9 protein-coding genes are annotated in these 11936 nt (G+C 35.7%); 1 reads left to right on the forward strand and 8 read right to left on the reverse strand.

Annotated elements, in window-relative coordinates; all coding sequences use genetic code 11:
- Window positions 1-56: 56 nt before the first annotated feature.
- Genes AABL85_RS06965 through AABL85_RS07000 form a run of 8 tightly spaced genes read right to left on the reverse strand, consistent with a single transcriptional unit; the run spans window position 57 to window position 11312 of the window.
- Window positions 57-1859: a cytochrome c oxidase subunit I gene (locus tag AABL85_RS06965; RefSeq protein ID WP_006257358.1), complete on the reverse strand. Its 1803-nt coding sequence runs from the start codon at window positions 1857-1859 to the stop codon at window positions 57-59.
- Window positions 1860-1888: 29 nt separating this feature from the next.
- Entirely contained in the window at window positions 1889-3055 is a 1167-nt protein-coding gene (locus AABL85_RS06970) for a cytochrome c oxidase subunit II (RefSeq protein ID WP_041888878.1), read from the reverse strand.
- Window positions 3056-3072: 17 nt separating this feature from the next.
- The gene (locus AABL85_RS06975) at window positions 3073-4386 is read right to left on the reverse strand and encodes a hypothetical protein (RefSeq protein WP_006257360.1); all 1314 of its coding nucleotides are present in this window, start codon (window positions 4384-4386) and stop codon (window positions 3073-3075) included.
- Between the two features lie 31 nt (window positions 4387-4417).
- Window positions 4418-4966, reverse strand: a complete 549-nt coding sequence (locus AABL85_RS06980; protein ID WP_286413479.1) for a c-type cytochrome — start codon at window positions 4964-4966, stop codon at window positions 4418-4420.
- A gap of 1 nt (window position 4967) precedes the next feature.
- On the reverse strand, window positions 4968-5495 hold the full coding sequence (locus AABL85_RS06985) for a DUF3341 domain-containing protein (RefSeq protein WP_006257362.1): 528 nt from the start codon (window positions 5493-5495) through the stop codon (window positions 4968-4970).
- Between the two features lie 6 nt (window positions 5496-5501).
- Entirely contained in the window at window positions 5502-6911 is a 1410-nt protein-coding gene (nrfD, locus tag AABL85_RS06990) for an NrfD/PsrC family molybdoenzyme membrane anchor subunit (protein WP_006257363.1), read from the reverse strand.
- A gap of 38 nt (window positions 6912-6949) precedes the next feature.
- On the reverse strand, window positions 6950-10003 hold the full coding sequence (locus AABL85_RS06995; RefSeq protein WP_341309621.1) for a TAT-variant-translocated molybdopterin oxidoreductase: 3054 nt from the start codon (window positions 10001-10003) through the stop codon (window positions 6950-6952).
- A 34-nt stretch (window positions 10004-10037) separates the two neighbouring features.
- A complete protein-coding gene (locus AABL85_RS07000; RefSeq protein WP_286413477.1) occupies window positions 10038-11312 on the reverse strand; it encodes a cytochrome c3 family protein in 1275 nt (424 codons plus the stop codon).
- A gap of 217 nt (window positions 11313-11529) precedes the next feature.
- Between AABL85_RS07000 and AABL85_RS07005 the strand changes: the two genes are divergently transcribed.
- Window positions 11530-11910, forward strand: coding sequence for an SPOR domain-containing protein (locus AABL85_RS07005; protein WP_341309622.1), 381 nt, complete (start codon window positions 11530-11532; stop codon window positions 11908-11910).
- Window positions 11911-11936: the final 26 nt, after the last annotated feature.

Consider the following 11936-nt stretch of genomic DNA (forward strand, 5'->3'; position numbering starts at 1 on the left):
TAACAAAAAAAGTCATCCTTTCGGATGACTTTTTAATATCTATAAGAAATATAATCTTAGTGATGTAATTCCTCTTCACCTGCAACGAATGGCATGTTTTGAGGAGCGTAATCTTCTGGTAATCCAGGTTTACTATAGTCATAAGGCCATCTGTAAACAACTGGTAATTCTCCAGGCCAGTTACCATGAATATGTTCAACTGGTGTAGTCCACTCAAGAGAGTTACTTCTCCATGGGTTCTGAGTAGCTTTCTTACCATAGAAAATACTATAGAAGAAGTTCCATAAGAACACTAATTGGAAAGCAGATCCAACTAAAGCGAATACTGTAATTAACACGTTTACATCGTAGAACTCATCAAATAATGGGAATGCAGTATTTGAATAATAACGACGTGGTAAACCAGCTAATCCGATGAAGTGCATTGGGAAGAATACTCCGTAAGCACAAACTGCAGTTACCCAGAAGTGGATATAACCTAAGTTTTTATTCATCATACGTCCAAACATTTTAGGGAACCAGTGGTAGATACCAGCAAACATTCCATAAAGAGCAGAAATACCCATTACTAAGTGGAAGTGAGCAATAACGAAATATGTATCGTGAACGTTGATATCTAATGTTGAATCTCCTAAAATAATCCCTGTTAAACCTCCTGTAATAAACGTAGATACGAATCCAATACAGAATAACATTGCAGGGTTCATTTGGATATTACCACTCCAAATTGTAGTGATATAGTTGAATGCTTTTACTGCTGAAGGAATTGCAATCAATAACGTAGTAAATGTAAATACAGATCCTAAGAATGGGTTCATACCAGATACGAACATGTGGTGTCCCCATACAATTGTTGATAAGAAAGCAATACCTAAAATAGAAGCAATCATCGCACGGTAACCAAAAATTGGCTTACGAGCGTTACAAGCAATAATTTCTGACGTAATACCCATCGCTGGTAAAATTACGATATATACCTCAGGGTGACCTAAGAACCAGAATAAGTGCTCATATAATACAGGAGAACCTCCTTGGTAATGTAATACCTCTCCAGCTAAATAAATATCTGATAAGAAGAATGATGTTCCAAAACTTCTATCGAATAACAATAATAAAGCTGCAGATAATAAAACTGGGAATGATACGATACCGATAATAGCTGTAGTAAATAAAGCCCACACTGTTAATGGTAATCTTGTCATAGACATTCCTTTAGTTCTTAAGTTAATTACTGTAGCAACATAGTTTAACGATCCCATTAAAGAAGATGCGATAAAGATTGCCATAGATACTAACCATAATGTCATTCCCATTCCTGAACCAGGTATAGCTTGTGGTAATGCACTCAACGGAGGATATACTGTCCATCCAGAAGATGCTGGTCCACCTTCTACGAATAATGAAATAATCATTAATACTGCAGAAATAAAGAATAACCAATAAGATAACATATTTAAGAATCCTGAAGCCATATCACGTGCTCCAATCTGCAATGGAATAAGTAAGTTCGAGAACGTACCACTTAATCCAGCAGTTAAAACGAAGAATACCATTATGGTACCGTGCATCGTTACTAGGGCAAGATAAGCATCATTTTTCATAACTCCATCAGGAGCCATTTTATCACCTAAGAACCATTTGAATACTGTAAAAGATTCTTCTGGCCAAGCAATTTGCATTCTAAATAACAGAGACATTCCAATCCCGATGATTCCCATAATAATACCTGTAATCAAGTATTGCTTAGCAATCATCTTGTGGTCTAAACTAAACACATATTTAGTAAAGAAGTTCCCTTTATCGTGATGATCATGATCATGTGAGTGATCGTGATTGTTTTCGTGTCCTTCTACTGACATAGTTATAGATTGATTTTAATATGTGAGTTTTATTTTCCTACTTGAGCGATAGCTTCAGTTTCAACTTCTTCAACTGCTGCAGGAACTTCCTCTACTGCTGGAGCAGGTGCGTTACTAGCTTTTTCAGCAGCAACTTGCTCTTTCAATGTAGGTAGTTCTTTCAACCAAGATTCGAATTCTTCAGGAGTCTCTACAACAACTTTCATTTGCATATTGTAGTGAGAAGCTCCACAAATCTTATTACATAAAATTAAATAATCAAATGAATAAGGTTCTAATGCCTCTTCTCCTTTAGCGATTAACTCTTGGCTTCTTTCAGCTCTAATATCGTTAATATTACTAACTTTTTTCACAATCGCCTCACGTTCTCTCATTTCTGCTGTAGTAACAGTAGGAACGAAAGCAAACTGAGTAACCATACCAGGAACACAGTTCATTTGTGCTCTAAAGTGAGGTAAGTAAGCTGAGTGAAGTACGTCTTGCGAACGGAACTTCAATACTACTTTTTTACCTTTTGGCAAGTGTAATTCTTTTGCCATTTTATCATCAGCAGCATTCGGGTCAGACATGTCTACCCCTACTAAATTGATACCTTCTATAAAACGAACGTTAGCTTTACCTAAAGTGTTATCTGTTCCAGAGTAACGAACATCCCATCCGAATTGTTTAGCATATACTTCAACAATAAGAACGTCTTCTTCTTCATCTACAAACATAATATCATTCCAAGCAAATAATCCATAAAGAATTAAACCTGATAATGTAATTACAGGGATAATTGTCCAAAGAGCTTCTAATTTATCATTATCTGAATAGAAACGAGCTTTTCTACCGTTTATTCCACGTCCTTTGAATGCAAAGTAGTGTAATAAGAACTGAGTAAAAATTTGAACAACTCCAATTAATCCCATTGAGATCCACATTAAATTGTCAACCTCTTTTCCATGCTCTGACGCAGGGTTATCCATCAAAGGAAAACTTCCATACTCTACTAAACAGAAGATAGTGAAGATATAGATGAATCCTAAGAAAGCGAAAGTCAAATAACCATTGATGTTATTATCCTTCTCATTAGCGATCTCTGTAGAAATATCATCAGGATGAGAACCTACTTGAGTCAAATCAAATATTTTCGTCAGTTGCCATACAGCAACTCCTAACAATACAACCGCAGCTAATATTAATAAACTTGTCATTTGTTTATTTTTAAATATTAATAGTGAAAATGTTTACTCTCTTCAATCAATGGGTTATTCTTAGCTAATAATGGCGCTTTAGCAATTGCACTAAATCCAACATAGATAAATAATCCAATGAAGAAAATAAGTGAAGCTATCTCAGAAACACCAATAAACCAAGAACCTCCAACTGTACCAGGAGAGATCATCATAAAGAAGTCAATATAGTGACCTACGATGATACAAGATCCTGCCATTACAACAATCCAAGTTAAACGTTTGAAATCTGTATTGATTAATAATAATAATGGCAATAAGAAATTCAATACTAACATTCCGAAGAATGGTAAGTTATATTCTTGAATTCTAAAGATGAAGTAAGTAACCTCCTCTGGAATATTAGAATACCACTGTAACATGAATTGAGAGAACCAAAGATAAGTCCAGAATATACTTAATCCAAACATAAATTTAGCTAAATCGTGAATATGACTAGTATTAACATATTCTAAGTATCCTTTGTTCTTTAAATAAAGAGTAACAAAAGCGATAGTTGTAATAGCTGTTACAAAGAAACTAGCGAATACATACCATCCGAATAATGTACTATACCAGTGAGTATCAATCGACATAATCCAATCCCAAGATGCCATAGACTCAGTAACGATAAAGAATACTAAGAAAGCAGCTGAAGCTTTAAATATCTTTTTGTAGTAAGTTTGATCACCACTCTCATCTAAAGCTAAAGATTGTTTACGAGCATAAATTCTATAAAAGTTCCATCCAGCTAAATAGATAACTGTTCTAATCAAGAAGAAAGGTACATTTAAGTATCCAGCTTTCCCTTGAATAATTGGATCTGCATCAACTACTGCTTGGTCAGCCCAAATAAACAAATGGTTCCCTCCCAATACAGAAATTAATAAAATCACAAAGAATATAACTGATCCTGGCAATACATAAGCTGATAATCCTTCCATTACTCTGAATAATACCGGAGACCATCCAGCACTAGCAGCATTGTTAATAGCATAAAAAGTTAGAATACCAACTGCTACTAGCATAACGAAAATACAAGCTACATATAACGCAGTCCAAGGTTTGTTTTGCATTTGACCAAGAACATGTTCTAAATGTTTTTGATGTTCAGCATGATCAGCGTCAGACACAGAATGGTCTGCAGCAGATACATGATGCTCACCACCATCATGATGAGCTTGCTCAGTTAAGATCTGCTCTACTTCAGCAGTTGTCTTAGGGGCACTGAAGAAACCATATGCAATCCCTACAAGTCCTAGAACCATAAGGACGATTGCAAAAGTCTTCAAATTTTTTGAAAATGTGTACATATCTAAACTTTCAAATAAGTTTTACAATTTATTATTCTGATTTCAATTTTAATACGTAATCTGTAACTAACCAACGTTCATGTTGAGTTAATTGGTTAGCATGAGATCCCATTGAATTCAAACCATAAGTAATTACGTGGTATATTCCTCCTTCAGTTAGCTCTCTATCTTTATAGTTAGGAACCCCTAAGAATTTTTCTTTTTTCACTAAATTACCTTTTCCATCCCCAGCTCCTCCGTGACAAACTGAGCAGTAAATTGTATATAACTCTTTACCTTTTTCTAAATCTTTCTCCTCTGCAGATAATGGTGATTTTTGATTTAATCTAGCCATTGCTAAACCTTCTGGAGTATTCTCATACTCCTCAGGTGAAAATCCGCGTGGTATAGATCCTTCAGCAGGTAACTGACCTTCTTTACCATTTTTAAAAACTGTAGTAGGAACTTCAGAATATGTCTCATATGCAGCTGACTCGTACATATTTGGCATAAATTGATAGTTTGCACGTTCTTTATTAAAACAAGAAGTAGTCAAAACTGATACCCCTACTAAAGCTACTATTTTATATATCGTTTTCATTCTACAATTGCTTTTCAATTACTTTAACTTCAACTGCTCCCGTTTGTTTGAAGAACTCAATCGCTGCTGCTTCATCAGTTTTCAAAGCTACTTCCATTAAGAAGTGATCATCTGTAGTTCTTACATCAGGATTTTCAGCTTTCTTGAAAGGCCATAATTTACTTCTCATAAAGAAAGTAAGAACCATTAAGTGAGCTGCAAATAATACAGTCATCTCAAACATAATTGGAACGAATGATGGCATATTCTGAATGAAGCTAAAACTTGGTTTACCTCCAATATCTTGTGGCCAATCTACAATCATAATATAATACATCATGAATGTACCGAAAGAAAGTCCTACCAAACCATATAAGAAAGCACAGATAGCTAATCTTGTAGGTTTTAATCCCATAGCCTTGTCTAGACCGTGTACTGGGAATGGTGTATAGATTTCTTCAATATGATGATGAGCATCTCGTGTTTCTTTTACAGCATGTAACAACACATCATCATCGTTGTATAGTGCGTGAATTACTTTATTACTCATAATATATTAATGATTTAAAGATTGATGATTCTCTTTGCTGTCTCTTTCTTTTTTGTAAAACTCTCCTGAAGATTTCAAGATTGTTTTTACCTCTGCTTGTGCAATTACAGGGAAACTTCTTGAATATAATAAGAATAATACAAAGAAGAAACCTATTGTACCGATGTAAATACCAGCATCTACGAATGTAGGTTGGAACATTGTCCATGAAGATGGTAAATAATCTCTGTGTAATGATGTAACGATAATTACGAAACGCTCAAACCACATCCCCACGTTTACTACTAAAGAGATAACAAACGATGCTAAGATATTAGTTCTAATTTTCTTGAACCACATTACCTGTGGAGAAATTACGTTACAAGTCATCATTAACCAGTAAGACCACCAGTAAGGTCCTGTTGCACGGTTTAAGAATGCGTATTGTTCATACTCTACTCCTGAATACCAAGCAACCCATAACTCAGTAATATATGCTACACCAACGATAGAACCAGTGATCATTACAATAATGTTCATTAATTCAATATGTTGTACTGTAATATAATCTTCTAAGTTAGAAACTTTTCTCATGATGATAAGCAGGGTATTTACCATTGCGAATCCAGAGAAGATAGCTCCTGCTACGAAATATGGAGGTAAGATTGTAGTGTGCCATCCAGGAATAACTGAAGTAGCAAAGTCAAAAGATACAATCGTGTGTACAGAAAGTACAAGAGGAGTAGCTAAACCAGCTAATACTAATGAAACTTCCTCAAAACGTTGCCAGTCTTTTGCACGACCTGACCAACCAAATGATAAGATTGAATATATTCTTTTTGTAAATGGCGTAATAGCTCTATCACGTAACATAGCGAAGTCAGGTAATAAACCAGTCCACCAGAAAACTAATGATACTGATAAATACGTAGAAATCGCGAATACGTCCCATAATAATGGAGAGTTAAAGTTAACCCATAACGATCCGAATTGGTTAGGAATAGGCAATACCCAGTATGCTAACCATGGACGTCCCATGTGAATGATAGGGAATAAACCAGCCTGAACTACTGAGAAAATTGTCATTGCCTCAGCAGAACGGTTAATCGCCATTCTCCATTTTTGTCTAAATAATAATAATACTGCAGAAATTAACGTACCAGCGTGACCGATACCTACCCACCAAACGAAATTGGTAATATCCCAAGCCCATCCAATGGTTTTATTTAATCCCCAAGTTCCTATACCTGTACCTACAGTGTAAGCCATACAACCTACTCCCCATAGAAACGCTAATAAAGCTAAAGTAAAAACTCTCCACCATAGTTTATTCGCTCTCCCTTCTACAGGTCTAGCCACATCCACAGTTATATCGTGATATGATTTCTCACCAATAACTAAAGGTTTTCTAATGGGTGCTTCGTAATGTGACGACATAATCCTTTATATGTTTCTTTAATTAATAATTCTTTTAACTAGATATTTCTAACCTTAACGTGATAGAATACATTTGGTTTTGTTCCAATGTGCTCTAATAAATGGTAAGCTCTATCTGACTCAGCTAATTTAGTAATTTCTGACTCTTTATCATTTACATCTCCAAATACCATCGCTCCACTTGAACATGCTGCAGAACATGCAGTTTCAAATTCATTTGGACGAATTGCTCTTCCTTCATTCTTAGCTTTTAAGATTGTAGATTGAGTCATTTGGATACATAATGAACATTTCTCCATTACCCCTCTTGAACGAACTACTACGTCTGGGTTTAATACCATACGTCCTAAATCATCATTCATGTTGTAATCGAAAGCATCGTTCTGAGAATATAAGAACCAGTTGAAACGTCTAACTTTATAAGGACAGTTGTTTGCACAGTATCTTGTACCAACACAACGGTTATAAGCCATATGGTTTTGTCCTTGACGACCATGTGATGTAGCAGCTACTGGACACACAGTCTCACATGGAGCGTGGTTACAGTGTTGACACATTACTGGTTGGAAAGCCACTTGTGGGTTTTCAGCTGGATGTTCTAATTCTTGGAACACTTCACGGTATTCTCCGAATCCACTTGCATTAACTTTTTTCTCGATATCTCCTGCGAATGTATCTTCTGAAGAGTAGTATCTGTCGATACGTAACCAGTGCATATCTCTACTTCTTCTTACTTCTGACTTACCTACTACAGGTACGTTATTTTCAGCGTGACAAGAGATAACACAAGCACCACATCCAGTACATGCATTTAAATCAATTGATAAGTTGAAGTGATGTCCAACTGATCTATCAAATGATTCCCAAATATCAATAGTAGAAGCTTGTACAGTCTGGTGATCGTAAGAAACCACAGGTTTAATATTCCAGTCTTCAGCATCTTTTGTATTGAAGATCTCTAATGTAGTATCTTTTAAGATATCACCTCTACTCATTAAAGTGTTTTGTAACTGAACACAAGCGAACTCGTGATCACCACCTACTTGAGTAATAGCAGCACCTTGTACTCCATTACAGTCTTTGTATAATGTGTAAGCATTAACACCTACTTGCATTTCTTCTTTTAATGCAGCCTTTCTACCGTAACCGAATGCTAAACCGATAGTACCTTTTGCTTGTCCTGGTTGGATAAGAGCTGGCACTTTTTCTAATTTAACACCGTTAGCTTCGATAGTTACATAGCTACCATTAAGACCACCATTAGCAACGTGGTAGTTTTTGATTCCTAATGACTCAGCATCAGCTTGAGCTACAGTTACGTAGTTATCCCAAGATACACGAGTGATAGGGTCTGGGAACTCTTGTAACCAAGGGTTATTAGCTTGTTGTCCATCTCCCATACCAGTTTTAGTATAGAATACTAACTCTAAACCATCTACTTTCTTAGCAGAAGCTAATGCAGATGCAGCAGCTGAGAAATCAGCAGAAGCACTTACTTTAGAGTTTGTTCCAACAACAGCAAAACCATCGTGTACTAATTGATTCCAAGTTTTATCAGTTACATAAGACTTACCTACATTCTTAACATAGTCATAGTAAGCAGTATTGCTTCCTGACCATAATAATAATGAATCTTGTAATTGTCTAGTATCAAATAATGGACGGATTGTAGGTTGAGTTACAGAATAGTGACCTTTTCTGATCATTACATCTCCCCAAGACTCTAAGTAGTGTGGAGCTGCAGCAGCAACAGTAGAAAGTAAAGCTGTTTCATCTTCTTTCAATGAGAAAGAAACTGAAGTTTTTACTTTTTTCAATCCTTCTACGAAAGCAGCAGAATCAGCTAAAGTATACACTGGGTTAACACCTGACATAATCAACGTGTGAACTTTACCAGCGTTCATATCTTTTACTAATTGTCCTACTTGAGTAGCATTACCTTGTCTAACATATTTTGTTTGCTCTGGTAAGAAAGCTTCTGATTGTAACGCCTCGTTAATTGCAAACACTAATAATTGAGCATTTACATCATCAAGACCTGTTACAACAACTCCTTTATTTCCAGCAGATTTAAGTTGACTAGCTGCTTTTTTAATAGCATCTTCGTACTTATCTACAGCTGGAGCAGAAGCACTTCCTCCTACGATAGCATTATATAACTTAACTAAAGCAGCTTTTTGGTTAGCTACAGTTAATGGAATTCTCACGTCAGCATTAGCTCCTGATAAAGACATATTTGCCTCCATTTGGATATGCTTAGACATTTTTCCATTTTTAGGAATACGTTTTTGAGCATAAGCCGAATCGTATCCTCCACCTTGCCAATCTCCTAAGATATCAGCACCAATAGAAACGATCACATCAGCAGCACCAAAATCGTAATCTGCTAATCCACGAACACCATAAGCTTTCTCATAAGCATCTGCAGCAGCAGATGAAGATACAGCATCATATACAACGTGTTTAGCTGTTGGGTTAGCAGCGATAAACTCTGCTATAATTTTATCAGTAGATGGACTTGCCATTGTATTTGTTAACAATACAACGTTTCCTCCATTTGCTTTTGCATCTTGTAAACTTGCTCTAACTTTTGCATCTACTTCATCCCATGAAGCACTTTTACCACCGATTTTAGAACCTTTCAAACGAAGGCTATCATACATTGATAAAACTGATGCGTTCACACGAGCGTTAGCTCCTGAGTAAGCATTAGCTAGTCTGTTATTATCAACTTTGATTGGACGCCCTTCACGAGTTTTGATTAGAACGTTTACAAAGTCAAATCCATCAGCAATAGTCGTTGCATAATAATCTGCAACACCAGGAATAATCTCTTCTGGCTGTACTACATACGGAATAGATTTCACAACAGGCCCCTCACATGCAGCTAAAGTTGCTGCTGCAGTAGAAAAACCTACATATTTCAAAAAGTCTCGACGAGTAGTTGATGAAGAAGACAATTTACTTTGATCTCCAAGAAACTCATCAGTAGGAATTTCTTCAACAAACTCATTGTTTCTTAGCGACTCAACAATAGAACTATTTTCATTCAGCTCCTCAACACTTTTCCAGTATTTTTTGTTTGATGCCATTGTATATATATATTAGCTTCTTATTCTTAATTTATTAATAGTGACATTTACCACACTCTAAACCTCCCATTTGAGCTACAGTCAATTTCTCAACTCCGTACTTCTCTGATAATTCTTTGTGAATTTTAGCGTAGTACTCATTGCTCTCTAACTTAACGTCAGTTTTTCTGTGACAGTCAATACACCATCCCATTGTTAATGGAGAGTGTTGTCTCATAATTTCCATTTCTTCAACTGGTCCGTGACAAGTTTGACATTCTAAACCTGCAACATTTACGTGTTGAGAGTGGTTGTAGTATGCGAAGTCAGGAAGATTGTGAATTCTAACCCACTTAACTGGTTTTTCTTTTCCAGTATATTTGTTTGTTGCAGGATCCCATCCTACTGCATCATATAATTTTTGAATCTCTGCAGTATAGAATTCTGGAGTGTACTTACCGTAGTCTTTTCCAGCTTCACCTGTAAACTCATTGATATTCTCATGACAGTTCATACAAACGTTCAATGATGGAATACCCGAAGTTTTACTAGATCTTGCAGCAGAGTGACAGTATTTACAGTCAATACCGTTATCTCCAGCGTGAATCTTGTGAGAGAAGTGAATTGGTTGTACTGGCTCATACCCTTGGTCAACACCTACTTGCATCATCCATCCATACGCGAAGTATGATCCGAATAACACTAATACGATAACAGAAACAATCACTAAAAATTTATTTTTAACGAATGCTGTACACAATGGAATTGATTTACGTACTTCAGGAGTTAATCCATTAACCTCTACTACTTTGTTTAATACTCTCTTAACGAAGAATAGCATAGTTACTAGAAGCATCAATACAACAACTAAAGCTCCTAATACAATAATATTAGAAACACCGTCATTGTTAGATTGCCCAGCAGCTCCACCTTGAGCACCAGCTACAGGCGCTGGAGCAGCTTTCTCTTCTGAAGTATAAGCTAAGATATTATCAATGTCTTCGTCTGACAATCCAGGGAAGTCATTCATAACAACCTTATTCCAGTCGTTAAATAATTTAACAGCAGCAGCATCTCCAGATTTAATCAATGAAGAACTACTTTTAATCCACTTGTGTAGCCAAGCTACATCATGTCGTTCAACTACTCCACGAAGAGCTGGTCCAGTAGAAGTTCCATCCAACTTGTGACAAGCCGCACAGTTAGAGTTAAACAATTCCTTACCTTTTGCTGCATCTTGAGCAAACGAAATTGTAGTAAACGATAGCATTAACGCTAAACAAAAGAATAAAATCTTTGAAAACGAATTATGGTTACCCACTTTTTTCATAGTTATAAAATGATTTTCAACTAAACTTGGTCTTATTTAACAGCCAATTAGACCGCTATCTTATACACCTTATTTACAAACTCCGACAAAAATACAATTTATGAGTTACTCTTAAAACCTTTACCATGCTTAAAATACAATTTATATGCGTTCTAAATAACGTACGATTACCTCATTATCAAGATAATTTGTAAATTTGCCTTAAACATTATTCATTATGAGATTTTTAAGAAATTTTCTTGTCTTAATTCTAGTTCTATTTACTAATCACGTAATTATAGCTCAATCATCTAAAACCACATTAAATGAACCCTCAGCCATAAAAGAACTACTAAATAAGAAGAAAAACATAAATACGTCGACAACTGTAAACGATAAATACAAAATACAGATATTTTTCGGCAAAAATACAGAAGCTAGAGCTGCCCTAAACAGCTTCAGAAGATTGTATCCTGATGTTAATGCTACGATAATTTATACTAATCCTTCTTACAAAGTTTTAGTAGGAAATTATAAAACTAGATTAGAAGGAGAACGCAATCTTAGAGCTATTCAAAAAGACTTTGAACACTCTCTTCTCTTGCGTCCAGGTAAATAATTCAAACCTTATATACGAAGGGTTAT

The organism is Myroides odoratimimus, assembly GCF_038039805.1.
In the GTDB taxonomy this organism is placed as follows: domain Bacteria; phylum Bacteroidota; class Bacteroidia; order Flavobacteriales; family Flavobacteriaceae; genus Flavobacterium; species Flavobacterium odoratimimum_B.

Coding starts and splice junctions, on each gene's coding strand:
- AABL85_RS06985 (WP_006257362.1), bottom strand. CDS start 5,495: ATGAGTAATAAAGTAATTCACGCACTATACAACGATGATGATGTGTTG.
- AABL85_RS06970 (WP_041888878.1), bottom strand. CDS start 3,055: ATGACAAGTTTATTAATATTAGCTGCGGTTGTATTGTTAGGAGTTGCT.
- AABL85_RS06965 (WP_006257358.1), bottom strand. CDS start 1,859: ATGTCAGTAGAAGGACACGAAAACAATCACGATCACTCACATGATCAT.
- AABL85_RS06995 (WP_341309621.1), bottom strand. CDS start 10,003: ATGGCATCAAACAAAAAATACTGGAAAAGTGTTGAGGAGCTGAATGAA.
- AABL85_RS06975 (WP_006257360.1), bottom strand. CDS start 4,386: ATGTACACATTTTCAAAAAATTTGAAGACTTTTGCAATCGTCCTTATG.
- AABL85_RS07000 (WP_286413477.1), bottom strand. CDS start 11,312: ATGAAAAAAGTGGGTAACCATAATTCGTTTTCAAAGATTTTATTCTTT.
- nrfD (WP_006257363.1), bottom strand. CDS start 6,911: ATGTCGTCACATTACGAAGCACCCATTAGAAAACCTTTAGTTATTGGT.
- AABL85_RS06980 (WP_286413479.1), bottom strand. CDS start 4,966: ATGAAAACGATATATAAAATAGTAGCTTTAGTAGGGGTATCAGTTTTG.
- AABL85_RS07005 (WP_341309622.1), top strand. CDS start 11,530: ATGAGATTTTTAAGAAATTTTCTTGTCTTAATTCTAGTTCTATTTACT.